A 24,358-nucleotide genomic window follows, 5' to 3' on the forward strand; every position below is an offset into this window, starting at 1 on the left:
CTGCCGTCGTCGCCCGGAGGGCGGCCCCGCGGCGTCTGGTGCGTGCTCTCGGCGTGCCGGGCGCCCGGTACCGCACCTCGCCGCGGGCCTGACCGGCGCCGCTTCGACGACACGGCCTAGCCGGCGACCTCGCAGCGGAGGCGGAGTGCGGCGAGGTACTGCAGGTGCGGTACCGCCTGGGGCGGGAGGAGGCGCTGCGCCTCCTCCACCGCCGTCAGCGCCTCGTCGTTGCGTCCCGCGTCGTGCAGGGTCTCCGCCAGGTCCGTCAGGGCGCGGGCCCGGTTGTACGAATCGCCCTGCCCGGCGAAGAAGGCGGCCGCGTTCTCCAGCAGGCGCTGCGCCTCGTCCAGCCGGCCCATGCCGCGCAGGGCGCGGCCCTGGTGCCGCTGCGACAGTGCGAGGGCCCGGGGGAGGTCGGGCGCTCCTTCCGCGCCCGGGAGGATGCGCCGGTAGAGGGCGGCGGACTCCGTGAACCGGCCGGCGGCGGATGCGTACCGCCAGCGGTGGAGGTCCAGCAGGCCCAGCAGTTCGACGGAGGACGCCTCGCCCCGCAGGTGTCCGGCGGCCCGCTCGGCGGCCACGGCGTCCGTCGCCGCCCGCTCCGCCTCCTCCGTGCGTCCCAGTTCGCCCAGGCAGTGCGCGAGCTGGAAGTGCAGTCCGCCGGCGGTGCGCGGGTCGGCCCCCTGCTCCTGCGCGGTGCGCACCGCGAGGTGCAGGGCGGGCAGGACCTCGTCCCAGTGGCCCGCCTTCAGCTGGAGGGGCCACAGGGCGCGGGCGAGCCGCCAGCCGGTGGTCGCGTGTCCGTACTCGTCGGCGAGGGACACCGCCCGGACGACGTTGCCGGCCTCGTCCGCGAGCACCGCCACGGCGTCCCCCTCGGCGGACGGGGCCGCCTGCGCCCCGGTCGCGGGGGCGGTCTCGGTACGCCAGCTCTGCGGCAGGGCGGTGTGCGCGGCCCGCAGGACCCGGTCCAGGAGCAGGTCGAGCACCCGGCGCACGGCCGCCGCGCAGGCGGGCACGCCCTCCTCGACGGCGGCGGCGTTCGCCAGCCGGCGGCGCACCTCGGGGCGGATCCGGTAGCGGCCGTCCCCGACCACGTCCAGCAGCCGGGCGTCGGCCGCCTCGTCGAGCATCCGGGCGGCCTCGCCGGGCCCGGTGGCGGCGGCCGCGCCGGCCAGTCCGGCGTCCACGGCCGGCAGGCCGGTCAGGGCGACGAGCCGGCACAGCCGTGCGGTCTCCGGCCGCAGGCCGCCGCAGGCGGACCGGACGGCACCGCCCAACGGGTCGGCGTCGCCGGTCCCTTCGGCGGTACCGGCCGCCGCCGGGGCCCCCTCCGCGCCCAGGGCGGCCACGGTCCGGGAGCGCAGGGCCAGGGGGTTGCCGGCGCACTCCGTGAGGATCTCCTTCACCCTCGGTTCGAGGCGGCCGTACGCGTCGCGGCCCGCCGTGCTGCGGACGATCCGCACGGCGTGGCGGTCCGGCAGCGCGGCGGCCTCCACGCGTTCCGCGTCCAGCAGGAACGGGCGGCCCGACACGACGACGAGGAGGAGCACTCCGGGGGCCGAGGGGATCAGGCCGCGCACCTGGGCGGCCGAGCCGACGTGGTCCACCACCAGCAGGACCCTGCGTCCCTCGACGAGCCGCCGGTAGAGCCGCTCGCGGCCGGCTTCGGTGCGGGGCGTACGGTCCGGGTCCACGCCCATCTCGCGCAGTACGCGCAGCAGTACGGCGGACGGTACGGGCCCCTCCTCCCCCGCGCCGTCCCGGAGGTCGACGTAGAACCGGCCGTCGGGGAACCGGTCCGCGAGCGTGGCGCCGAGCCGCAGCGCCACCGAGGTGGTTCCGGCGCCGGGCGTGCCGTACAGCAGGGCCACCCGGGGGCGTCCGGCGGGCCGGCGCGTGGCTTCCTTCCGCAGCAGGCGCAGGGCGGACCGCTGGTTGACGAAGTCGCGCGGGGCGGGCGGGAGTCCGCCGCCGCGGAGGTGCTCCTCCTGCTCGGGCGAGGCGGCGGCGAGCGCGGCCCAGGCCTCGGCCCGCCGGGGGTCCTCGCCCATGCGCGCGTACAGCTGGGCGGCGAGCGTCTCGCGCTCCTCCTGGTCGCGCGGCAGGGGCACTTCACGCCCCAGGGTCCTGCGGGTGAGGGCGCCGGTCGACAGGAGGAGCTGCTTGCCCATCTCGCCGGCGGCGCCGTTGCCCACGGCGGTGAGGAAGGCGGTGAGCGCGCTCAACGCCATGATCTCCAACACGTCGGTCTCCCCCTGGTCCCGAATCCGGCCCTGGCCGGACTGTATCCCCGCGCCCGTGACCCGGGGAAAGGTTTCGGACCGGTTCGGCGCCCGCGCGGGGACCAGGGGGGCGGGTCGCGGGACCGGCCGGCACGGCCGGCCGCACCCGCCCGCCGTTCACCCCCGGCGGAGTGCGGTGCGGCCGGCGAAGCGTGCCGAGGCGCCCAGCTCCTCCTCGATGCGGATGAGCTGGTTGTACTTCGCGGTGCGGTCGGAGCGGGAGAGCGAGCCGGTCTTGATCTGGCCGCAGCCGGTCGCCACCGCCAGGTCCGCGATGGTGGTGTCCTCCGTCTCGCCCGAGCGGTGCGACATGACGGCCGTCCAGCCCGCCTCGTGGGCCGTGGCCACCGCGGCCAGCGCCTCGGTCAGGGTGCCGATCTGGTTGACCTTGACCAGGATCGAGTTGCCGACGCCGGTACGGATGCCCTCGCGCAGCAGCGCCGGGTTGGTGCAGAACACGTCGTCGCCGGTGAGCTGGCAGCGGTCGCCGACGCGGGCGGTCAGCTCGCGCCAGCCGTCGAGGTCGTTCTCCGCCATGGGGTCCTCGATGGACAGGACCGGGTAGGAGTCGATGAGCTTGGCCAGGTAGTCGGCGTTCTCGGAGGGGGTGCGGCGCACCCCTTCACCGGCGTAGTCGTACACCCCGTCGCGGAAGAACTCCGACGACGCCGGGTCCATGATGAGACCGATGTCCGTGCCGGGGCGGTAGCCGGTGCGCTCGATGGCGGCCATGACGAAGTCGAGCGCCTCCTCCGCGGTGCGCAGGGCGGGTGCGAAGCCGCCCTCGTCGCCGACGCCCGTGGAGTGCCCGGCGGCCAGCAGGTCGCGGCGCAGGGTGTGGAAGACCTCGCTGCCCATGCGGACGGCTTCGGCGAAGGTGTCCGCCCCCACGGGCGCGATCATGAACTCCTGGAAGTCCAGCGGATTGTCGGCGTGGGCGCCGCCGTTGACGATGTTCATCATCGGCAGCGGCAGGAGGCGGGCGTCGTCCCCGCCGAGGTGGCGGTAGAGGGGCAGGCGGTGGGCCGCCGCGGCGGCCTTGGCGGTGGCGAGGGAGACGCCGAGGATCGCGTTGGCGCCGAGCCGGGACTTCGTGGCGGTGCCGTCGAGGGCGATCAGGGCGGCGTCGAGACCCGCCTGGTCCGCTGCGACACGGCCGCGCACGGCCGCCGCGATCTCCCCGTTGACGTGGGCCACCGCACGGTCGACGCCCTTGCCGTGCCAGCGCGCGGTGTCCCCGTCGCGCAGTTCCACGGCCTCGCGGGCGCCGGTGGAGGCGCCGGAGGGGACGGCCGCGCGGCCCAGGGAGCCGTCCGACAGGACGACGTCGACCTCGACGGTGGGGTTGCCGCGGCTGTCGATGATCCGGCGGGCGGTGACGGTCTCGATGGCGGCGTCGACGGTCCCTGCTGCCTGTGCGGACATGGTGGTTCCTCCCCGTGGTCGTGTGCCGTGGCCCTGGCTGCGACAACCCTGGCGCGGGGCCCGGCAGAACAGACTCTACAGCAATGCTGCTCAGTTTGGCTGAACAGTATTGCTGCACAGGTCGGGTCTCGGCCGTGCCCGCCGACGGGCTAAAATGCGCTATGCCCACCCCGGAAGCCGCCGCCATCGCCGCCGAACTGCGCACCGCGATGGGCAAACTCACCCGCCGCGTCAAGCACGAGGACCACATCCCGCTGGGTCAGGCCGCCGTACTCGGCGCGCTCGACCGCAACGGCGCCATGACCACCAGCGACCTCGCCGCCGACCAGCGCGTGCGCCCCCAGTCGATGGCCCGTTCGGTGGGTCTCCTCATGGACCAGGACCTGATCACGCGCCGCGCGCACCCCACGGACGGCCGCAAGGCGCTGGTCGAGCTGTCGGACGCGGGCCGGGCCGCGCTCGAAGCGGAACGCACCCGCAGGGCCGGCTGGCTCGCCCAGGCCATCGAGGCCGAGCTCACCGACGAGGAGCGGGGCCTGCTGGCGCGCACCACCGCGCTGCTGGAGCGGCTCGCCACGCGGTAGCCGACGCCCCGAGCGGGCGCTGTCACTCGCCCTGGCCGTCCCCGAGGGCTCCGTGGCCCGGCAGCTCGCGCGGATCCGGGTGAAGCTGGGCCTGCGCGGCCGCGCGGCCGCCATCGTGCACGCCTTCGACCGCGGCCTGGTCGTCCCCCCGATGAAATCCCGATGGCCTGGCGGGACGGTGATCCCGGGTCAGGGGCCGATCTCGAACTCGGGCGGCTTCTCCGCGCTCAGGCAGCCGGTCTCCGGCGCCTGCGGCTCGTCGAAGAACGAGACGGCGATCTGCTGCGCGCACTTCGAGGTGGCGAACACCACGTGCGGCTCGTAGGGGAGGGTGACGACCTTGGCCTTGCTCAGCGTACGGGCGACGTACGGCCCGTTGTCCGCGCCGGTCTGGGCGTCGAAGGCGCCCGACAGGGCCAGGGTGGGGATGTCCCCGCGCGTGACGTCCCGGATCGAGGACGGGGCCGCCGGTACGTCCCAGACGTCGCAGTCCGGACGGAGGAAGGTGAGCAGCGGGGCCTGGGCCTGCACCGAGCGCGGGAAGGACGGGAAGGCGTCCTGTCCGCCCTTGAGCGCCTGCTCTTCCGTCTCGTAGGGGGTCCACTCGCTGCAGAAGACGCCGTAGCTGAGACCGTGCGACGTCACTCCGATGCCCTTGGGGTTGGTCCGCCAGCCCGCCCACTGCTGGGCGATCCGCCGCGGGTCGCCGTTCGCCAGCTCGTCGAGGGAGCGGGGTACGGCCTCCGCCGTGTGGGTGGCGGAGGTCAGCCAGTTCACCAGCGTGCCGCCGTCCAGTACGACCTTCACCGGCTTGTCGCTGCCGGGGACCGTGACGGTGGTGGTGACCGGCTTGGCTTCGAGGTCGGCGACGAGCTTCTCGAAGGTGGCCTGGAGGTTCGGGTAGCGCTCGGCGCACGCCGGCTGGGCGGCGCAGGCCTTGAACAGGGCGCCCGTGCCCTGCTTGAAGCTGCTCCAGGTCGAGGCCGAACCGCCCCTGGACGGCGGCAGGATGCCGTCGAGGGCCACGGAGCGGAGTCCCTCGGGGTGCAGGCGCATGTAGGCCAGCGCCAGGTGGGTGCCGTAGGAGATGCCGTACAGGTTCCACTGCTCGATGCCGAGCGCCTTGCGCAGGTCGTCGTAGTCGGCGGCGCTCTCGGTGTCGTTGAGGGCGCCGAGGTCGATGCCGGCGGCGGCCAGCTTGTCCCGGCACTCCTTCGTGGCCGCGACGTGCTCGCGTTCGGTGGAGGGCGCGTCGTAGACGAGGCCGATCACGCGTGCGTTGAATTCGTCGACGTTGGGGCAGAGGGCGTCGGGAACGGCCGAGTAGGTGCCGCGCTGGGACATGAAGATCACGTCTCGGTCGCGGTTCAGGCCGCCGTCGATGGCCAGCTTCGCCTCCCCCACCGCGTCGTCGCCGGGTCCGCCGGCGAGCCACACGATGGGGTCGGCCTTGGGCGTACCGGAGGCGGCGGACACGATCGCGACGCCCAGTCTGATCGTCTTGCCGCTCGGCGCGGCGCGGTTCTCGGGCACGGTCAGCGTGCCGCAACGGGCCCCTTCGAGCTCCTTGACCGGTTCCGCCGTCTTCGGACAGGGGCCGGGCTCGTAGCGGGCGTCGCCCGCCGTTCCGGCGGCCGATCCGATCGGTCCCGTGTCGTCCCGGGCCTGGGCGGGGGCCGCCAGCAGGCCGGTGATCAGGAGTCCGGTCGCCGCGCCCGCCGCGGAGGCGCGGATGGTGCGTACGGTGCGCCGGCGGCGGGGCGCGAGGTGGGAAGCCATCTGTCTGTCCTCCCGGTCACTTCGGGACGATCGTGAATGGTGCGGGCTTGAGACCGGCCACGCATCCGGTGTCGGGCGCGGTCGGACGGGCGAGGAACGAGGCCAGTACGCGCTGCGCGCACTCCGACTGGGGAACCACCCAGTGCCCGATCCCGGGGATGAGCACGGAGGTGGAGCGGGACAGGGTGCGGGAGGCGTCCTTGGCGTATCCCGCCCCCGTCTTCATGTCGAACGATCCGGAGAGGACGAGCGCGGGCACCGGGCTCACCGTGGCGACGCGGTGCTCGGCCGCCTGGTCCCCGACGTCCCAGATCCGGCACACGTCGTACTCGAAGGGCAGTTGCGGGGTCTGCGCCAGGACCGCTTCCGGCCAGTCGGGGAAGGCCCGGCGCCCGGCGGCCAGCACCTCGGCCTCCGAGGTCCCGGGGACCCACTCGGCGCACGCCACCGATTGCGTCAGGCCGTGCGCGTTCTGTCCGACGGGCTGGACGGAGTCCCTGGCGCGGCCCTGCGCGAAGCGCTCGGGGTTGCCCTCGCTGAGCTCCTGGAGCGCGGCCGGTAGGTCGACCGGCCTGACGTTGAAGCCGACCATCAGGTTCAGCAGGGCGCCGCCGTCGAGGACGACCTTCACCGGGGCCTTGCCGCCGGGCGGGCTCGCGTCCAGGGTCAGGGGCTGTGCCTCCAGCTTGCGCACCTGCTCGTCCAGGATCCGGTGGAGGTCCGGGTAGCGGCTCTTGCAGCGGGGCTCGGCCGCGCACGCCGCGAAGACGGCGTCGATGCCCTCACGGGCGCTGCTCCAGCCCCACGGCAGCTTCGTGACCTGCGGGGGGCTGGGTGAGTCGAGGGCCACGGCGCGGATCCCCTGGGGGTGGGTGCGCAGCAGGGTGAGGGCCAGGTTGGTGCCGTAGGAGTATCCGTAGACGTTCCATCGCGGTATGCCGAGGGCCGTGCGCAGGTCGGCGAAGTCCGCCGCGTTCTCGGCGCTGTTGTAGGCGCTGAGGTCGGTCCCGTCGGCCGTCAGGCGGTCGTGGCACTCCTTGACCGCCTTCAGCATGAGGTCTTTCGCCCGGGGCGCGTCCCAGCCGAACGCGATGGCCTTCTCGTTGAACCGGTCGATCTCGGGGCAGGCGAGGTCGGGCTGGTCGTAGCGGTTCCCGCGCTGGGCCATGACGATCAGTTCGCGGTCCTGGTTCACCCCGGAGCCGGTCACGAAGGGGAGGTCGTCGAAGGCGTCGCCGCCGGGGCCTCCCGCCATGAACACCACGGGGTCCGGGGCGGGCTTCGCCGAGACGGCCGGGATGACCGCGACGGCCAGCTTGATGGTCCGGCCGTCGGGGCGGGCGCGGTTCTCGGGGACCTCCAGGTGTCCGCACCGCGCCTTGGCCAGGGCTTCGGCCGCCTCGGGCGCGGGCGGGCTCGGGCAGGGGCCGGGGACGAACCGCGCCCCGGCCGCCGCGCCGGCCGCGGTGGGCCGGTCCGGAGCCGCGGCGGCGGTGCCGGCCGTCGGGCCGAACGCCGACAGGCAGGCGAGGGCGGCCGCCGCGGCCGCCGCGTTGAGGGGGTGGTTCGTCATACGATCCCGCTCCTCGGCAGACATCCCCGAGCTGCCCGGCCGGGCATCGCCCAGCGGTGCGGACGGAACGCACGCAATCGACGCTACCGCCCGGTCGGGGACCCCGCACATCGGCGGTCGCGGGACGCCGCCGCCCGGCCCCGGGCGGCGGCGTCGGGGTCACAGGTCCTGGATGCGGCGGAAGGGGTGTGCGGCCTCCAACTGGAACGCGACCTCCAGCAGGGTGCGTTCGGCGCCGGGGCGGGCGGAGAACATGACGCCGACGGGCAGTCCGTCCGGTGTGGTGCCGGTGGAGGGCAGCGAGATCGACGGGGTGCCGACGACGTTGTCGACCGGGGTGAACGCCACGTAGGCGAGGATCCGCTCGATCAGCGTCGGGTAGGGGACGGCCGGGCTCAGGTGGCCGATCCGCGGGGTGGTGTGGGCGAGGACCGGCGTCAGGACGAGGTCCAGCCCGCGGAAGGCGGCCGCGTACGCGGTCTTCGTGCGCTTCAGCCTGCGCAGCACGGCGGGGGTGCGCCGCCAGTTCTCCAGGTACGTCCCGCGCAGCCCGCGGCTGAGACCGTCCATGCGGCGCCGGTCGAAGCCGGTGCCGAGGGTGCGGCCGGTGACGCCGAGGAGGAAGGACAGCATCCCCCAGTAGGTGAGGAAGTCGTCGGTGAAGGAGGGGTCGATGGCCATCTCCACCGGTTCCACGGTGTGGCCGAGCCCCTGGAGTTCCGCCGCGGTCCGGGTGACCGCCTCCCGGGTGGCGGTGTCGGTGCGGACGCCGTTCGGGGAGTCGAGCAGGAACCCGATGCGCAGGCGCCGCCCCGAGGGGCCTTCGGCCAGGCCGAGCGGCGGCAGGGCGGGGTTGCGCCAGTAGGTCTCGGCGGCGGCGAGGAAGGCGGCTGCGTCCCGTACGGACCGGCTGACGATGCCGTCGCAGACGAGGTCGAGGGGGAGCTGCCGGCTCTGGGCGTTCGGGACGACGCGGCCGCGGGTCGGCTTGAGGCCGACGAGTCCGCAGCAGGCGGCGGGTATCCGGATGGATCCGCCGCCGTCGTTGGCGTGGGCCAGGGGCACCGCTCCGGCGGCGACGAGGGCCGCGCTGCCGCCCGACGAGCCGCCGGCGGAGCGGCCGGTGTGCCACGGGTTGCGGACCGGCGCCGCGATCTCGTACTCGGTGGTCGGGCTGAAACCGAACTCGGGCAGCCTGGTCTTGCCGAGCACCGTGACGCCGCTGCTCAGCAGCTGCCGGGCGAAGGGGGCGTGGCGCCGTGCCGGGACCGGCCGGAAGGCCTCGCTGCCGTGTCCGGTGGGCAGGCCCAGGTAGTCGGTGTTGTCCTTGAGGAAGGTCGGCACTCCGGCGAAGGCGCCGGTGGCCGCGCCGCCCCCGGGCTCGGGGGTGTCGGCGTACGTCTGGACCGCGTTGAGCCGTTCCTCGACGGTCCGGACCCGCTCCCGCGCGTCCCGTGCGGCCTCGGCGGCGGAGACCTCGCCCCGCCGGATCGCCGCGGCGAGGCCGACGGCGTCGTGCTCGCCGAGGGAGTCGTCCCGGAACGCGTGCACCGTGTCGCCCTTGGTGCCTTCGCCGAAAGTGGTCACCGCTGCTCAGCCCCCGCCGTGTAGGCCCTGTAAGTGGTCGCCCGCCATCATGGCTTACCGATTGGTAACACGGGAGGGGGCCGGGCGCGCGCTCATCGCCCGGGTTCACCGCCGGGTGTGTTCGCGATGCACTCCGCGTCGATCCGGTCCGCGAAGGCCATCAGGACGCAGGCCAGGCGCAGGGTCGTCCCCGGGTCGAGCTCCGCCTCCCCGGCGTACACGGCGCGCAGCCACTGCCCCGCGACGTGCCGCAGCAGCGCGGTGACGCCGTCGGCGGGTATCAGCACCGGACCGCCCGGTAGGGGGACCAGCGGGACGGAACCGGCCACGGCGGCACCTCCTTCGCCGGTCCGGCGGGCGGCCGGTCAGCTGTCGGGTTCGGCGGCCGCGATGGCCGCGAGGGCCGAGCCGGGGTCGCTCTCCACCACGAGGTCGCCCAGGGTGACGACGCCGACCAGTTCCCCTTCCTCGGTCTGTACGGGCAGCCGCCGCAGGGCGTTGCGGCGCATGAGGGCGACGGCCTGGTGGACGTCGTCGCCGGGTCTGACGGTGAGCGGTTCGGTGCTGCAGATGGCGTGCACCGTCGTCTCGGCGGGGTCCCGGTCCTCGGCCATGCCCCGGATGACGAGGTCGCGGTCGGTCAGGATGCCCTGGAGGCGTCCCTCGTCGACCACGAGGACGTCGCCGATGCCGGCGTCCCGCATCACCCGGGCGGCTTCCGCCAGGGAGGTCAGCTTCTCTACGGTCACCGGGTGCGAGGTCATCACCTCGTGGACGCTCCGGGTCATGGCTCCTCCCGCGGCTGGCAGCGGCTCCTGGCGGGCGCCTACCCGCCCGCGTGCCCGCTACGCGCCCGCTGCCGGTCCGGCAGGGAGCCGCGGTGCTCGGGGGCGGTGGCGAGGGCGATCGCCGTCCAGGGCATGAGCCGCCCCGCAGGATCGGGTCGAGGCCCTGGACGCGGCGTCCGAGGTCGCGGGCGGCCGCGAGGCAGCTCGGGCCCATGGCGAAGTCCTGGTGCAGGCCGGCGCCGCCCTGACGACGCAGCCGTGTCCGGAGTCGTGCATCACGTCGGCTTGTGGCCGTGGCTGACGCGGTCCGGTTCGGTGGCGGTCAGGTGGCGGCCGAGGGTGCGCTGGTCGTATCCGGCGATGTGCACCCGGGATCCGGGCGGATCCATCCGCGCGGCAGCCCGGTCCACGACGGCGAGTGCGTCCTCGATCCGGGTGCGGCCCGCGATGCCGGGGGTGTCCTGGCACGTCGAGGCCGGCGGTCCGGCCGTTCCAGACGCCCGGTTCACGGGCGGTGGGACGGCCGGGTCCATGGTGAGGAGGAGCGCGTTCGTGAACCTCGTGGAGAGCGTGGGCGGGCGCGGTCAGGCGTCCGTGGTCTCGGTGAGGGAGCGGAGGGAGCGGGGGCGGAGGTCGGTCCAGTGGGCTTCGACGAAGTCCAGGCAGGCGTCCCGGGTCTCCTCGCCGAAGACGGCCGTCCATCCGCCGGGCACTGCGGCGAAGGAGGGCCAGAGCGAGTGCTGTCCTTCGTCGTTCACCAGGACGAGGAAGCGGCCTTCGGCATCGTCGAACGGATTGGTGCTCACGGTCGGTGCCTCCCCGGAACGTCATGATGAGGTTAGGCTCACCTGATTGCCGCGAGCTTAGACGTTCCCCTTGCCGCTCACAAGGAGACCCTCATGCGCGCGACGGATGCGGTGAACGGCCCCGGGGGAGGCGCGCGGAGCGCCGCAGCGGCAAGCGCGACGCCGTCGTCGGGCTCGCGCCTGGCGCTGCTGCCGCCCCGGGCCGTTCCGGGTCCGCCCGGCCGGTGCGGACGCGCGGGAGCCGGCCTGGCTGCCGGCGGTGCGGACGAAGGACCGCCCGGCGCTCCCCCGTTGCCCGGCCCGCGCCGGGGCGGGCTGAGCGAGGTCGCGCCGGGCGGCCGGCCCGGTGGCCGGAACCCGGCGCCCGACCAGGGGCCCCGGGCGGCCGCGCTCACGGCGGCCGTCTTCCGGCGGGTACGGTTCCGGCATGGACGTTTCCGCAACGAGTTCGAATGCCGGTCACACGAGCCGGGCGGCCGTGCTGAAGGACGCCGCCCGGCAGCAGCTGACGAAGCTGGGCGCCGCCGGGCTGTCGCTTGAGGCCGTGGCGCAGGAGAGCGGTCTTGCCGTCGCCGACGTGGAGGCCGTCTTCCCGCACCGGGACGACCTGCTGACCGCCCTGGTCATCGACGCCTACGACGCGTCCGGCGCCGCGATGGAGGCGGCCGACGCGGCCGCCGCGGCCGAGGGCGCCGGGGCCGGTGCGCGCCTCCTCGCGGCCACTCGGGCGCTGCGGCGGTGGTCGTTCGAGAACCCGGCCGAGTTCACGCTGATCTACGGCTCCCCCGTACCCGGCTACCACGCCCCGCAGGAGACGGTCCCGCCCGCCTCGCGCACGCCCGCCGTACTCGCCGCGGTCGTCCGCGCCGCGCTGGAGGCCGGTGAACTCACCCCGCCCCGGCGGACGCCGCCGGCCCGTCAACTGCTGCTTCCCGCGGCCGTCGAGGCCTTCGGGGGCGTGCCCGGGCCTCCGTTCTCGGACATCATCGAGCGCGGCATCGTCCTGTGGAGCAATCTGATCGGCCTCCTGGTCTTCCAGGTCTTCAGCCGCACCCACGACAGCGTGGAGGACGAGGCCGCCTTCTTCGACTACGCCATCGCCGTGGCGGCCGAGGGCATCGGCCTCGACGTCCCGCCGGCCCGGCAGACCGACTGAACCGTCCGCTCCGCCCTCCTTCCGCGGCACCGGCAGAAAATCCAGGATGAACACCATAAGAACCCTCTGCTTCGTCATAGCCGCGCTGTCGTCGTACGCGGCGCTCGTCTACCGGCTGTGCCAGGCGCGCCGCAGCTGGCGCGACAGCGCGTACCGCGCGCTGATCACCACCCTGCTGCTGCAGTGCCTGACCTTCACGATGGGCGCGGTCGCCATGGGCGGCGGCAGCGTCCTCGGCGTCGGCAACCTCGCCATCCTCTGCATGCACCTGGCGGCGGTCGCCTTCTGCGTGAGCTCGCAGATCATCCTGCTGAAGTGGGCGGACGCCGACGAGGAGGCGGTCCGCAGGGCGCGCTGGTGGACGGTCACCGGCGTCGTCCTGAACGTGGTCCTGGTCGCCCTGTTCCTGCTCGCCGACGGCACGAACCGGCCGTCCTCCGACTTCGACACGGGCAGCGGCCAGCCGCTGGTGCTGACGTACCTGCTGGCGTTCATCGTGTCGCAGGCGGTTCCGTGCGTCACCATCTTCCGCCAGTGCGGCCCCTACGCCCGGATGACCGACAACGCTTCGCTGCGGCAGGCGCTGCGGATGCTCCGGGTCGCCGCCGTGGTGCTCTTCCTGTACTGCTCGGCGCGGACGGTCAACATCCTGACGGCGGCGGCCGGGTTCGACATCGGGGTGTGGAAGCTCGCCTCGAACATCTTCAGCGCGACGGGCATCGTGATCCTCTCGCTGAGCCTGACGAACTCCTCCTGGGGCCCGGCGGCCACCCGTCTGCTGGACTGGGCGCGCAGCTACCGTTCGTACCGGGCGCTGTACCCGCTCTGGCGGGACCTGTACGAGTCCTCCCCCGACATCGCGCTGGAACCGCCGGGCGCCTCGGTCTCCGAGATGGACTACCGCCTGCACCGCCGGGTGGTCGAGATACGCGACGGATGGCGCGATCTGCGCCCCTACATCGACCGCACCGCCCCGGGTTCCGGGGGTCCGGGCAAGGACGCCGGCGAGGAGCTGCGGCAGGCCTTCACGGAAGCGGCGCAGATCAAGCAGGCTCTGCTGGCCAAGCGGAATGGGACCGTCCCTCAGGAGAGCAAGGACGACGGCGATTTCGACGACCGCGACACCGACAACTTCACGGCGGAGGTCGCATGGCTCACCAAAGTCGCGGCCGCCTACAGTAAACTCGGCACCGCGAGTTGAAGCTCCCGCCCGGTTTGCATCCCCCGTCAAACCGGGCGGGTGGCTCCCCCGTTACCCCCCGTCTCCGCACGGGGCGGGACGGGCGGTTACCGCCCGGACTGGCCCGGCCCATCCCCCGAGGGCCGGGCCAGTCCGTTTTTCACCGGCGAGCCAACCGACAAACCCCCGTGAGTCGAGTTAACTGCCAGCTATCGGCGAGACCCAACGTTGGCGGAGTCCAGGCCAATTGTCAACTGACCGCTAATCTGTGAAACTGGCGTATAGCCAAGGGCTATACCGAGGAGGTGACGGGAGGAAGGATCACCATGACCGAGACTGAGACCGAGGGCGGCGACCGGCCCCTGCTCGCAGTGCGCCTCGACGACCTCTTCAAGACCGTCCGCCCCAAGGGCAGGCACTGGACCAACGCCGAGGTGGCCGAGGAACTCAAGCGGGCCAATCCCGAACTCAAGGTCGGGGGCGTGTACCTGTCGCAACTGCGGACGGGCAAGCGGTCCAACCCCTCGCCCGACCTCCTGGCGGCCCTCGCCCGCTTCTTCGGCGTCTCCGTCGCCTACTTCTTCGACGACAAGGTCGCCGAGTCCGTGCTCAGCCAGGTCGCCGCCATCGAGGCGCTGCGGCAGTCCGGCGTCCGCGCCGTGGCCATGCGGGCGGCGGGCATGAAGAAGGAGAACCTCCAGGCGATCACGGCCATCATGGACCAGTACCGGCAGTTGCAGGGCCTTCCCCCCGTCACCGACTCCACCGACCCCGAATGAGGGGCGTCTGGAAGGAGCGGGCCGCCGACCACGACCGGCGCAGCCGGCTCAAGAAGCTCCGGAAGGCCGGTGCCCGGCGGATCGCCGAACTCGACCTCCCCGAGGCCCCCGACGTGGCCGAGCTCTGCCGCCACCTGGGCGAGGTCCGCGACCGCCCGATCATCCTGGTCCCGATGCAGATGCCCTCGTCGCACCCGTGCGGCATGTGGGTCGCCGCCCGCGACGAGGACCTGATCTTCTACGACGCCAACACCACCAGCGCGCATCAGGAGCACATCATCTTGCACGAGCTGGGTCACATCATCTGCTGCCACCGCGGGGCCGGCGGACTGGACGAGGCGGCCGCCCGCCTCCTGTTCCCCGACCTCGACCCCGACATCGTGCGCGACATGCTCCTGCGCGCGACCTACGACGACGTCCAGGAACAGGAGGCCGAGATCATCGCCTACCTGCTCTCCCAGCGGATGGGCGGCGCGGAACAGCCGCACGGCACCGACGCGGACGCGGAAGAGGGCGACCGGCCCGCGAAGAGCGCCACCCTCAGCCGCATCGAACGCACCCTGATCTGAGATGGGCTTACCTCCCGGCGGACGCCACCTCCTCGGCCAGCAAGGCGACGGCCCGCGCGATGTCGTCCTCGCGGTGCTCACTGGTGACGAAGAACCGCAGCCGCGACAGCCCCTCCTCCACGGCCGGGTGGAAGATGGGATCGGCGACGACACCCCGCTCGAAGAGCCGGTTCGCCACGCGCAGGGTCTTCGCCGAGTCCCCGAGGATGCACGGCACGATCGGCGTGCCCGCGCTGGAGCCCGTGTCCAGCCCCGCCGAGGCGGCCAGGCGCAGGAAGTGCTCCGAGTTGCGCCGCAGCGCCCGGACCCGCTCCGGCTCTCCGGCGATCAGCTCGGTGGCGGCCAGCGCCGCCGCCGCGTTGGCCGGGGTCAGGCCGACGCTGTAGACGAAGCCGGGCAGGGTGTGGCGCAGCCAGCGCACCATCCGGGCCGAGCCGCCGAGGTAGCCGCCGCAGCTGGCGAAGGCCTTCGACAGGGTGCCCATCCACAGGTCCACGTCGGCGCGGTCGACTCCGAAGAACTCACCGACGCCCGCGCCGCGTTCGCCCACCGTGCCGATGCTGTGGGCCTCGTCCACCATCAGCAGGGCGCCGTAGCGCTTCTTCAGCTCGATCACGGCGGGCAGGTCGACGAGGTCGCCGTCCATGCTGTACGCGCCCTCGACGGCGATCAGTACCCGCCGGAACCGGGACCGGTTGAGCCTCAGCATCTGCTCCAGCCGGCCCATGTCGTTGTGGGCGAAGGGGCGCCGGGCGGCTCCGGACAGGGCGCAGCCCTGGAGGATGCTGTCGTGGGCGAGCGCGTCGTGGACCACGAGGTCCCCCGGGCCGACGAGGTGGCCGATCGCGGTGACGTTGGTGGCGTGGCCGCTCACCAGCGTCAGGCAGTCGCCGACGCCGAGGAATTCCGTCAGCGCCCGTTCCAGCCGGACGGTGAGGTCGCGTTCACCGGAGAGCACGCGGCTCGCCGAGACCGAGGTCCCGTACCGGTCGACGGCCTCGTGCACGGCCCGGTTGACCGCCGGATGGCCGGATATGCCGAGGTAGTTGTAGCTTCCGAAGGACAGGTACGGGCGGCCGCCGATCGTCGTGGTGTCGGTGATCGTGCCCTCGTGGACCCGGAAGTACGGGGACCCCGAGGGGCTTCCCGCGACCGCGTCGAGCCGCTCCTCGAACCGGGCCACCTCGGGGAACTCGTCGACGCTCGCGGAGTCGGCGCTCCAGCGGGGCGGCGCCTCCGGCAGAATCGGTTCTCCGGAAGCCGCCGGCCCGGCTCCGTCCACCTCCTCCCCGGAGGCGAGGGCGATCAGCCGGCCGACGGTGAGGCCGGGGGTGAACAGTTCCCCGGCCCGGAAGCCCGGTACCCGCTTGCCGATGTTGACCTCCAGTTCCTGGAGCATGAGGGAGTCGAAGCCGAGGTCGGTCACGAGGCTCATCCCGGTGGCCAGGTCCGAGAGCGGGAAGACGCCCGCCCTCGACACCTCCTCCAGCACGGCCGCCGCCACGGCCCCGCCGCCCGCCGGGACCGCCGGGGCCGCGGCACCCGCCCCGTTCCGTCCCGGCGCGTACGGGTCCGCGGGCGCCTCCGGGCCTGCCACGTCGCGGGCCGACTCGTCCACGGCCCAGTGCCGGCGCGGGGCGAGCGGGCTCGGCGGCAGCGTGCAGGGGGGTACCCGCTGCCCGGGCACGACGGCGGGCGGCTCCGGTCCGGGGTCGCCCGTACGTCCCGCCTCCACCCGCGCGGCCGCGTCGGCCAGCCGTACGACGGCGTCGGCGGCGTCCTCCACCACCAGGGTGAGGCGTTCGGCGAGCGGGGCCCGGCGGGCCAGGGTGTCCGCCAGCGCGGCCGGCTCCGGCCGGTCCTCGGCGACGGCCTCGGCCAGCTCCCGGGCGTGCCGGGCGAGCCCCGCCCGGTCGCGGGCGTTGAGCACGAGCACGTGCGGCCCCCGCACCGGCACCGCGGGGGCGGCCGGCGCGGGGGCCTGCTCCACCACCAGGTGCACGCCGGTGCCGCCGAAGCCGAAGGCGCTCACCCCGGCCCGGCGCGGCCCGCCGGTCTCCGGCCAGCGGACCGGCGCCGTGGGGACCGTCAGCCGCGCGGCGTCGAGCAGGGCGCCGTCGGCCGCCTCGAACTCCGGCTGCGGCGGGACCACACCCCGGTGCACGGCCAGTACCGTCTTGATCAGCCCTGCCAGGCCGGCGGAGTTCAGCGAGTGCCCGACCACCGCCTTGACGGCACCGAGGAAGGCCGGCCGGGCGCCCTCGCCGCGCAGTTCGCGCAGGACGCCGAGCTCGACGGGGTCGCCCACCGTCGTTCCGGTGCCGTGCGCCTCCAGGTAGTCCACCGAGTCCGGTGTCACGTCCGCGTCCCGGTAGGCCCGGCGCAGGGCCCGGAGCTGGCCTGCGGCCTGGGGGTGCATACCGCCCTGCACGGTGCCGTCGTTGGCCGTGCCCACGCCCCGGATCACCGCGTACACCCGGTCGCCGGCCGCCAGCGCGTCGGAGAGCCGGCGCAGGACCAGCACCCCGGCGCCCTCCCCGAGGACGAAGCCGTCGGCCTTCGCCCCGAAGGGCAGGCACCGGCCGCTGCGCGAGACGGCGCCGATCCGGCAGAGCCCCACCAGCAGGTCGGGGGTGAGCACCAGCTGGGCGCCGCCCGCGAGCGCGATGCGGGAGCGGCCCGCGCGCAGCGCGTGCACGGCGTTGGCCACGGCCATCAGGCCGCCGGAGCAGGCCGAGTCCAGGGCGTAGCTCTCGCCGTGCAGGTCGAAGACCGAACTGATGGTGTTCGGGCCCATGTTGAGCAGGAGGCCGGCGGCGGAGGTGCCGTGCAGCCCGTCGACCGCGCGGACCGTCTCCTCCCAGCCGGGGCCGGACGCCCGGGCCCCGAACTCGCCGCCGGCCAGCTGGCGCATCCGCAGCCGCATGGTGCTGAGCTGGCGGTAGCCGCTCTCGGTGAGCGCGGTGATCACCGAGGTCTCCTCGCGGTCGAAGCCGTCGGCCTCCCATCCCGCGTCCTGGAGGGCCTCGCGGGCGAGGTCGATCAGCAGCCGGTGCTGGGGGTCCATCGCCCTGGCCCGGCGCGGCGGGATGCCGTAGTGGGCGGCGTCGAAGAGGTCCACGTCCGGCAGCAGGGCCATGGTGTCGGTGTAGGCGGCCGAGGTGTCGCGGAAGTCGTCACCGAGGAAGGCGGCGGCGCGCCACCGCGTGTCGGGTATGCCGGAGAACTGCGGCCGCGGGTCCGTCAGGAGCCGCCAGTACCGGTTCAGGTCGCGGGCTCCGGGGAACCGGCACGCCATTCCGACGACGGCGACGTCGTCGCGCGTCACAGCGGTCATCGGGCGGCTGCCAGTCGCTCGCGCCACCAGGCCACGGTCGCCTTCACCTGCTCGTCCAGGGGGGTGGCCCGGACCGTGAACGCGGCCTCGTAGGCGCTCGCGTCGACGACGAAGGGCCGGTCGAACTGGTAGCGGATCTCCTTGAGTTCGCGCAGCAGCGGCACGAAGAGCCCGCCAACGGCAAGGACGGCCACGGGCAGCCCCCGTACCGCCACCGGCCCGGTGCCCGCCTCGGCCGCCAGCCGGCCGGTCATCTCGCGGACGGAGAGCGCGGGCCCGGTCGGCACGTGCCAGGCCCGGCCCCAGGCCCGCTCCTCGCCCGCGACCTCGGCCAGGACCCGGGCCACGTCGGGGAGGTAGGTCCAGCTGTGCGGGGCGTCCGGGTCGCCGAGGGTGGAGACGGGCTTCCCGCGCAGCAACGGGGGCACCACCCGGGCGGCCAGGTGCCCGCCGTCGGTGACTCCGGGTCCGAAGAAGTCCGAGGCCCGTACCTCGACGGCCTTGACGCGGCCCTCTTCGTGGAGCGCGCGGGCCTGCTCCCAGACGGCGGCGCGGACCCGCCCCTTGGGGCCGGTGGCCGCGAGCGGCAGTCCCTCCGTCATGGGGACGTCCACCGGGCCGTACCCGTAGAGGTTGCCCAGCATGACCAGCACGGCCCCGGTGGCCTCGGCGGCGGCGCACACCGAGGCGGCCAGCGCGGGCCATTCGCCCGCCCAGCGGTGGTAGGGCGGGGAGGCGCAGTTGTAGAGGGCCGCGGCGCCCCGCGCCACCTCGGTCAGGCGCCCGGCGTCCCGGGCGTCCAGTGCGACGTGCTCGATGCCGGGCTCCGGGGCCCGGCCCGAGGCGGTGACGACCTTGACTGAGTGGCCCCGTTCGGCCAGCAGCCGAGCGGTGGCTGCTCCGGCGGGCCCGAAACCTATGACGACATGAGAGTTCACGTACGCACACTAGCGCGAGGGGCCCCGGTCCCCGGTACGGCTCCTTCGGGTCGCACCGGCCCGTTTGGCTGGAAGACGCCCTCCCGTTCGCGCCGGTCAGGTGGGCTTTGCGCTGTGGAACACGGGTGGCCGCTCCGGCGCCGGTGCGGTGGCGGCAGGGCGGCCGGCGACCGGGCGGCGCGGCGGGAGTCCGGCGGGAGGCCGGTCAGCAATGGAGAAGCGCCGGGCCCCGGACCCCGCATAGCGTGGGTTCCGTACGGTTCCGTGCGGGGCGGCGGTCGACGCGCACCGCACGGCGGGAACAGGCACACGGCTCACGGGCCGGCAGGACCGAGCGACGGAGAGACGGAGAGCATGGCCAAGAGGACGGAAACGCGGTCGCCCGCGCCCCACATCGCCGACAGCCACGGTCTGATCCGCGTCCACGGGGCGCGCGTGAACAACCTCAAGGACGTCAGCATCGAGATCCCCAAGCGCCGGCTGACGGTGTTCACGGGCGTCTCGGGTTCGGGCAAGAGCTCGCTGGTGTTCGACACGATCGCCGCGGAGTCCCAGCGGATGATCAACGAGACCTACAGCGCCTTCGTGCAGGGCTTCATGCCGACGCAGGCGCGCCCCGAGGCGGACGTGCTGGAAGGGCTGACGACGGCGATCATCGTCGACCAGCAGCGGATGGGCGCCGACCCCCGCTCCACCGTCGGCACCGCCACCGACGCCAACGCGATGCTGCGGATCCTCTTCAGCCGCCTGGGCGATCCGCACGTCGGCCCGCCCGGCGCGTACGCCTTCAACGTCCCCTCGGTCCGGGCGAGCGGGGCGATCACCGTCGAGAAGGGCGCCAAGAAGACGGTGAAGGCGACCTTCAACCGCACCGGCGGCATGTGCCCGCGCTGCGAGGGCCGCGGCAGCGTCTCCGACATCGACCTCACCCAGCTCTACGACGACTCCAAGTCCCTCGGCGAGGGCGCGCTCACCGTCCCCGGCTACAGCATGGACGGCTGGTACGGGCGGATCTTCGGCGGCAGCGGCTTCTTCGACATGGACAAGCCGATCCGCAAGTACACCAAGCGGGAGCTGAGCGACCTCCTCCACAAGGAGCCGACCAAGATCAAGGTGGACGGCATCAACCTCACCTACGAGGGGCTGATCCCGAAGATCCAGAAGTCGATGCTGTCGAAGGACCTCGACGCGCTCCAGCCGCACATCCGGGCGTTCGTGGAACGCGCCACGACCTTCGCCACCTGCCCCGAGTGCGAGGGGACCCGGCTGACCGCCGAGGCCCGTGCCTCGAAGATCGGCGGGATCAGCATCGCCGACGCCTGCGCCCTGCAGATCAGCGACCTGGCCGCATGGGTCCGCGGCCTCGACGAGCCCTCGGTGGCGCCGCTGCTGGACAAGCTCCGCCACACCCTGGACTCCTTCGTGGAGATCGGTCTCGGCTACCTCGCGCTCGACCGTCCCGCGGGCACCCTGTCGGGCGGCGAGGCGCAGCGCGTGAAGATGGTCCGCCACCTCGGCTCGGCGCTCACCGACGTCACCTACGTCTTCGACGAGCCCACCACGGGCCTGCACCCGCACGACATCCAGCGGATGAACGAGCTGCTGCTGCGGCTGCGCGACAAGGGCAACACGGTCCTCGTCGTGGAGCACAAGCCGCAGACGATCGCGATCGCCGACCACGTCGTCGACCTCGGCCCCGGCGCGGGCACGCAGGGCGGCACCGTGTGCTTCGAGGGCAGCGTGGAGGGTCTGCGGACCTCCGGCACGGTCACCGGCCGCCACCTGGGCGACCGCACCGGTCTGAAGGAGGACGTGCGCAAGCCCTCGGGCGCCCTGGAGATCCGCGGGGCGGACGCGCACAACCTGCGCGGGGTCGACGTCGACGTCCCGCTCGGGGTGCTGGTGGTGGTCACCGGTGTCGCCGGCTCCGGCAAGAGCTCGCTCGTGCACGGGTCGATCCCGGCGGACGAGGGCGTGGTCTCCGTCGACCAGGGGGCGATCCGCGGCTCGCGCCGGAGCAACCCGGCGACGTACACGGGGCTCCTCGACCCGATCCGGTCGGCCTTCGCCAAGGCCAACGGCGTGAAGCCGGCGCTGTTCAGCGCCAACTCCGAGGGCGCCTGCCCGGCCTGCAACGGCGCCGGGGTCGTCTTCACCGACCTCGGGATGATGGCGGGGGTGTCCTCCACCTGCGAGGAGTGCGAGGGCAAGCGCTACCAGGCGTCCGTGCTGGACTACCGCCTCGGGGGCCGGGACATCAGCGAGGTGCTGGCGATGCCGGTCCGGGAGGCGGAGGAGTTCTTCGGGTCCGGCGAGGCCCGCGTCCCGGCCGCGCACCGCATCCTCGGCCGGCTCTCGGACGTCGGGCTCGGCTACCTCACCCTCGGCCAGCCGCTGACCACGCTGTCCGGCGGCGAGCGGCAGCGGCTGAGGCTGGCCACGCACATGGCCGACAAGGGCGGGGTCTACGTCCTCGACGAGCCGACCACCGGCCTGCACCTGGCCGACGTGGAGCAGCTGCTCGGCCTGCTCGACCGGCTGGTCGACTCCGGCAAGTCGGTCATCGTGGTCGAGCACCACCCGGCGGTGATGGCGCACGCGGACTGGATCATCGACCTGGGGCCGGGCGCCGGCCACGACGGCGGCCGGATCGTCTTCGAGGGCACGCCCGCCGACCTCGTCGCCGCCGGTTCCACCCTCACCGCCGAGCACCTCGCGGCCTACACCGGCGCGTGACGCGTGCGGGCCGTCCCGCCACCGGTATCCCCACACCGGTGGCCGGACGGCCCAGGGGTTGCGCCCGGAGAGCGGCACGCCCCTCCGGCGCCCGGTCCGTACCCCCACGGTGGGACCGTGCTCCGTTCGGCGTGCCGCCGGCCGTCAACCGGCTCCGTCGCACCACCAGTCTGTGCCCGCGCGACTCCCCTGGGCGCACTTCCTGACGTTCCCTTTGCACAAGGAGACCGATCTTTGACGCGGCCCTGACGTGCGCTTCCTGCGGGGACGGTCAGCGCCAGTCGTCCCAGGGCGGGTCCTCGTCGAGGTCGAAGGGCGGTTCCTCCTCGTACGGGGGCTCCGGTGCCGGCGCGGGTTCCGCTTCGGCGGCGGGCGGAGCCGCGGGCGCCGCCGCGCCCCCCAGCCCGGCCAGGGCCTCCAGGACCCCGTCGGCGTACTTGGCGAGCTTGGCCTCGCCGACGCCGCCGATGCCGCCGAGCTCCTCGACCGTGCCGGGCAGACGCGTCGCGATCTCCCGGAGCGTGGCGTCGTGGAAGACGACGTACGCCGGGACGCCCTGCTCCCGCGCGGTCGCCGCCCGCCAGGCGCGCAGCGCCTCGAAGACGGGCACGGCGGAGGCGGGCAGGTCGACGGGGACCCGCGCGCTCTTGCCGGACCGGGATCCGGCCTCCTTGCGGGCCGGGGCGGCCGGTGCCTTCTCCTTGCGCATCTGGACGGTGCGGCGCCCGCCCAGCACCTCTCCGCTGGCGTCCGTCAGCACGAGGGTGCCGTAGTCGCCCTCCACCGCGAGCAGGCCCAGGGCCAGCAGCTGGCGCACGACCCCGCGCCACTCCCCCGTGCTCAGGTCCGCGCCGACGCCGAACACCGACAGGCCGTCGTGGTCGAACTGGATGACCTTGGCCGTCTTCTTGCCCTGGAGGATGTCGATGATCTGGCCGGCGCCGAACTTCTGGCGCCGTTCCCGCGCCAGCCGCCACACCGTGGACAGCAGCTTCTGCGCGGCGACCGTCCCGTCCCAGGACTCGGCCGGGGTCAGGCAGGTGTCGCAGTTGCCGCAGGGCTCCCCGGACTGCCCGAAGTAGGCGAGCAGCCGGACCCGGCGGCAGTCGACGGTCTCGCACAGCGCGAGCATGGCGTCCAGGTGGGCGGCCAGTGAGCGGCGGTGCGTCTCGTCGCCCTCGGAGCCGTCGATGAGCTTGCGCTGCTGGACCACGTCCTGCAGGCCGTACGCCAGCCAGGCGGTGGCCGGCTCGCCGTCCCGGCCGGCGCGCCCGGTCTCCTGGTAGTAGCCCTCGACGGACTTCGGCAGGTCGAGGTGGGCCACGAAGCGCACGTCGGGCTTGTCGATGCCCATGCCGAAGGCGATCGTGGCCACCACCACGACCCCGTCCTCGCGCAGGAAGCGCGCCTGGTTCGTGGCGCGCGTGCGGGCGTCCATGCCGGCGTGGTACGGCACGGCGTCGATGCCCTGCTCCACCAGGAAGGCGGCTGTCTTCTCCACCGATGACCGCGAGAGGCAGTAGACGACGCCGGCGTCGCCGTCGTGCTCGGTCCTGATCAGTTCCAGCAGCTGCCGGAGGGGGTTGTTCTTGGGGACGATGCGGTACTGGATGTTGGGCCGGTCGAAGCTGGCCACGAAGTGCCGGGCGTCCTCCAGGCCCAGCCGCGCCGCGATCTCGGCGTGGGTGGCCTCCGTGGCGGTCGCGGTCAGGGCGATCCGCGGCACCTTGGGCCAGCGCTCGTGGAGCATCGACAGGGCCAGGTAGTCGGGCCGGAAGTCGTGGCCCCACTGTGCGACGCAGTGCGCCTCGTCGATCGCGAACAGGGACACCCGGCCCCGGTCGAGGAGCCGCTGGGTGCCCTCGGTGCGCAGGCGCTCGGGGGCCAGGTAGAGCAGGTCCAGCTCGTCGGCGAGGAAGGCCTGCTCGACGGCCTGCCGCTCGTAGGGGTCCTGCGTGGAGTTGAGGAATCCGGCCCGCACCCCGAGGGCGGTGAGCGCGTCCACCTGGTCCTGCATCAGCGCGATCAGCGGCGAGATGACGATGCCGGTGCCGTCCCTGACGAGCGCGGGGATCTGGTAGCAGAGCGATTTGCCGCCGCCGGTCGGCATCAGCACGAGGGCGTCGCCGCCCCCGGCGACCTGCTCGATGATCTCCTCCTGCTCGCCGCGGAAGGAGCTGTAACCGAATACGCGGTGGAGTACCTGCAGGGAGTCGGAGATCTCGGGGGAAGCGTCCGGAAGGGCCATTCGAGAAGCCTAGCGGCCCCCGCCGACACCCCCGTCCCACCGGCGGCCGGCCGGCGGCTCCCGGGCGGGGTCCCCGGCCCCGGCGGTCGCACGGGCGGGTTCCCGGGGCGCGTCGCGCCGGGTGGCGGCGGCCGTCCCGCTAGCGTCGGGACATGGCGCCACCCGAGACGATCCTCTACGTCGACCGCTCGGACGTCCTGCCCGGCCGGCTCCGCGAGGCGAGGGCCGCCATGCGCGAGCTCGCGGCCTTCGTCGAGGTGATGGAACCGCGGCTGCTGACGTACCGCTTCCACGTCGACGACGCCGGGGCGACGATGACACTGGTCGCCGTCCACCCCGACGCGGCCTCGCTGGAGTTCCACCTCGAACTCGGCGGGCCCAGGTTCCGCGCCTTCGTCCCGCTGATCCACATGCGCTCCATCGACCTGTACGGCGACCCGGGCCCGGCGGTCATGGAACGCCTCCGCGCCAAGGCCGCCCTCCTCGGCGGCGCCCGCGTCACCGTCCACACCGCGGTCGCCGGCTTCAGCCGCTGACCCGCGGCGGCGCCCCCGCCCGGCCCCCGCCCGGCCCCGGACCGGGCCGGGC

At 73.9% G+C, this 24,358-nt stretch carries 18 protein-coding genes and 1 pseudogene; 7 read left to right on the forward strand and 12 right to left on the reverse strand.

Going from position 1 to position 24,358, the window contains the following annotated elements:
* Window positions 1-116: 116 nt before the first annotated feature.
* Both AC069X_RS17505 and eno read right to left on the reverse strand, forming a co-directional pair.
* The gene (locus AC069X_RS17505; RefSeq protein ID WP_478729454.1) at window positions 117-2,246 is read right to left on the reverse strand and encodes a tetratricopeptide repeat protein; all 2,130 of its coding nucleotides are present in this window, start codon (window positions 2,244-2,246) and stop codon (window positions 117-119) included.
* Between the two features lie 156 nt (window positions 2,247-2,402).
* Window positions 2,403-3,710, reverse strand: coding sequence for a phosphopyruvate hydratase (gene eno / locus AC069X_RS17510; RefSeq protein ID WP_478729455.1), 1,308 nt, complete (start codon window positions 3,708-3,710; stop codon window positions 2,403-2,405).
* A gap of 161 nt (window positions 3,711-3,871) precedes the next feature.
* Here eno and AC069X_RS17515 point away from each other — a divergent pair, with 161 nt between their 5' ends.
* Entirely contained in the window at window positions 3,872-4,294 is a 423-nt protein-coding gene (locus AC069X_RS17515; RefSeq protein WP_478729456.1) for a MarR family winged helix-turn-helix transcriptional regulator, read from the forward strand.
* A 189-nt stretch (window positions 4,295-4,483) separates the two neighbouring features.
* Here AC069X_RS17515 and AC069X_RS17520 read toward each other — a convergent pair whose 3' ends face one another.
* The 7 genes and pseudogenes from AC069X_RS17520 to AC069X_RS17550 form a co-directional block, all read right to left on the reverse strand.
* Complete coding sequence (locus AC069X_RS17520; RefSeq protein WP_478729457.1) at window positions 4,484-6,073, reverse strand: alpha/beta fold hydrolase; 1,590 nt, start codon at window positions 6,071-6,073, stop codon at window positions 4,484-4,486.
* Window positions 6,074-6,089: 16 nt separating this feature from the next.
* Complete coding sequence (locus AC069X_RS17525; RefSeq protein WP_478729458.1) at window positions 6,090-7,646, reverse strand: alpha/beta fold hydrolase; 1,557 nt, start codon at window positions 7,644-7,646, stop codon at window positions 6,090-6,092.
* A gap of 159 nt (window positions 7,647-7,805) precedes the next feature.
* A complete protein-coding gene (locus AC069X_RS17530; protein ID WP_478729459.1) occupies window positions 7,806-9,233 on the reverse strand; it encodes an amidase in 1,428 nt (475 codons plus the stop codon).
* A 92-nt stretch (window positions 9,234-9,325) separates the two neighbouring features.
* Window positions 9,326-9,562 (reverse strand): DUF6213 family protein, encoded by a 237-nt coding sequence (locus tag AC069X_RS17535; RefSeq protein ID WP_478729460.1) that lies wholly within the window; start codon window positions 9,560-9,562, stop codon window positions 9,326-9,328.
* Window positions 9,563-9,598: 36 nt separating this feature from the next.
* Window positions 9,599-10,021, reverse strand: a complete 423-nt coding sequence (locus AC069X_RS17540; RefSeq protein WP_478729461.1) for a CBS domain-containing protein — start codon at window positions 10,019-10,021, stop codon at window positions 9,599-9,601.
* A gap of 237 nt (window positions 10,022-10,258) precedes the next feature.
* Window positions 10,259-10,554, reverse strand: a pseudogene (locus tag AC069X_RS17545) (amidohydrolase); the annotation flags it as partial.
* A 51-nt stretch (window positions 10,555-10,605) separates the two neighbouring features.
* Window positions 10,606-10,827: an MbtH family protein gene (locus tag AC069X_RS17550; protein WP_478729462.1), complete on the reverse strand. Its 222-nt coding sequence runs from the start codon at window positions 10,825-10,827 to the stop codon at window positions 10,606-10,608.
* 427 nt (window positions 10,828-11,254) lie between these two features.
* On the opposite strand from AC069X_RS17550, the gene AC069X_RS17555 reads away from it, so the two are divergent.
* From AC069X_RS17555 to AC069X_RS17570, 4 genes are all read left to right on the forward strand, one after another.
* Entirely contained in the window at window positions 11,255-11,983 is a 729-nt protein-coding gene (locus tag AC069X_RS17555; protein ID WP_478729463.1) for a TetR-like C-terminal domain-containing protein, read from the forward strand.
* A gap of 46 nt (window positions 11,984-12,029) precedes the next feature.
* Complete coding sequence (locus tag AC069X_RS17560) at window positions 12,030-13,184, forward strand: MAB_1171c family putative transporter (RefSeq protein ID WP_478729464.1); 1,155 nt, start codon at window positions 12,030-12,032, stop codon at window positions 13,182-13,184.
* A gap of 305 nt (window positions 13,185-13,489) precedes the next feature.
* A complete protein-coding gene (locus tag AC069X_RS17565; protein ID WP_478729465.1) occupies window positions 13,490-13,942 on the forward strand; it encodes a helix-turn-helix domain-containing protein in 453 nt (150 codons plus the stop codon).
* Window positions 13,939-14,511, forward strand: coding sequence for a toxin (locus tag AC069X_RS17570; RefSeq protein WP_478729466.1), 573 nt, complete (start codon window positions 13,939-13,941; stop codon window positions 14,509-14,511). Before AC069X_RS17565 ends, AC069X_RS17570 begins: the two co-directional genes overlap by 4 nt.
* A gap of 7 nt (window positions 14,512-14,518) precedes the next feature.
* Here AC069X_RS17570 and AC069X_RS17575 read toward each other — a convergent pair whose 3' ends face one another.
* Window positions 14,519-17,848, reverse strand: coding sequence for an aminotransferase class I/II-fold pyridoxal phosphate-dependent enzyme (locus AC069X_RS17575; RefSeq protein ID WP_478729467.1), 3,330 nt, complete (start codon window positions 17,846-17,848; stop codon window positions 14,519-14,521).
* Window positions 17,845-18,786 carry an NAD-dependent epimerase/dehydratase family protein gene (locus AC069X_RS17580; RefSeq protein WP_478729468.1) on the reverse strand — a complete coding sequence of 314 codons (942 nt, stop codon included), beginning with the start codon at window positions 18,784-18,786 and terminating at the stop codon, window positions 17,845-17,847. The genes AC069X_RS17575 and AC069X_RS17580 overlap by 4 nt, the downstream gene beginning before the upstream one ends.
* A 354-nt stretch (window positions 18,787-19,140) precedes the next feature.
* Between AC069X_RS17580 and AC069X_RS17585 the strand changes: the two genes are divergently transcribed.
* On the forward strand, window positions 19,141-21,522 hold the full coding sequence (locus AC069X_RS17585; protein ID WP_478729469.1) for an ATP-binding cassette domain-containing protein: 2,382 nt from the start codon (window positions 19,141-19,143) through the stop codon (window positions 21,520-21,522).
* Between the two features lie 271 nt (window positions 21,523-21,793).
* Here AC069X_RS17585 and recQ read toward each other — a convergent pair whose 3' ends face one another.
* Complete coding sequence (gene recQ / locus AC069X_RS17590) at window positions 21,794-23,770, reverse strand: DNA helicase RecQ (protein WP_478729470.1); 1,977 nt, start codon at window positions 23,768-23,770, stop codon at window positions 21,794-21,796.
* Between the two features lie 152 nt (window positions 23,771-23,922).
* Between recQ and AC069X_RS17595 the strand changes: the two genes are divergently transcribed.
* Window positions 23,923-24,306 carry a hypothetical protein gene (locus AC069X_RS17595; RefSeq protein WP_478729471.1) on the forward strand — a complete coding sequence of 128 codons (384 nt, stop codon included), beginning with the start codon at window positions 23,923-23,925 and terminating at the stop codon, window positions 24,304-24,306.
* Window positions 24,307-24,358: the final 52 nt, after the last annotated feature.

The sequence above is a fragment of the Streptomyces sp. NPDC043896 genome (assembly GCF_056435605.1).

Bases quoted from the DNA above. Each gene is read 5' to 3' on its own strand.
- AC069X_RS17595 (WP_478729471.1), top strand. From the start codon at position 23,923: ATGGCGCCACCCGAGACGATCCTCTACGTCGACCGCTCGGACGTCCTG.
- recQ (WP_478729470.1), bottom strand. From the start codon at position 23,770: ATGGCCCTTCCGGACGCTTCCCCCGAGATCTCCGACTCCCTGCAGGTA.
- AC069X_RS17575 (WP_478729467.1), bottom strand. From the start codon at position 17,848: ATGACCGCTGTGACGCGCGACGACGTCGCCGTCGTCGGAATGGCGTGC.
- AC069X_RS17540 (WP_478729461.1), bottom strand. From the start codon at position 10,021: ATGACCCGGAGCGTCCACGAGGTGATGACCTCGCACCCGGTGACCGTA.
- eno (WP_478729455.1), bottom strand. From the start codon at position 3,710: ATGTCCGCACAGGCAGCAGGGACCGTCGACGCCGCCATCGAGACCGTC.
- AC069X_RS17570 (WP_478729466.1), top strand. From the start codon at position 13,939: ATGAGGGGCGTCTGGAAGGAGCGGGCCGCCGACCACGACCGGCGCAGC.
- AC069X_RS17515 (WP_478729456.1), top strand. From the start codon at position 3,872: ATGCCCACCCCGGAAGCCGCCGCCATCGCCGCCGAACTGCGCACCGCG.
- AC069X_RS17560 (WP_478729464.1), top strand. From the start codon at position 12,030: ATGAACACCATAAGAACCCTCTGCTTCGTCATAGCCGCGCTGTCGTCG.
- AC069X_RS17565 (WP_478729465.1), top strand. From the start codon at position 13,490: ATGACCGAGACTGAGACCGAGGGCGGCGACCGGCCCCTGCTCGCAGTG.
- AC069X_RS17555 (WP_478729463.1), top strand. From the start codon at position 11,255: ATGGACGTTTCCGCAACGAGTTCGAATGCCGGTCACACGAGCCGGGCG.
- AC069X_RS17520 (WP_478729457.1), bottom strand. From the start codon at position 6,073: ATGGCTTCCCACCTCGCGCCCCGCCGCCGGCGCACCGTACGCACCATC.
- AC069X_RS17525 (WP_478729458.1), bottom strand. From the start codon at position 7,646: ATGACGAACCACCCCCTCAACGCGGCGGCCGCGGCGGCCGCCCTCGCC.
- AC069X_RS17585 (WP_478729469.1), top strand. From the start codon at position 19,141: ATGGCCAAGAGGACGGAAACGCGGTCGCCCGCGCCCCACATCGCCGAC.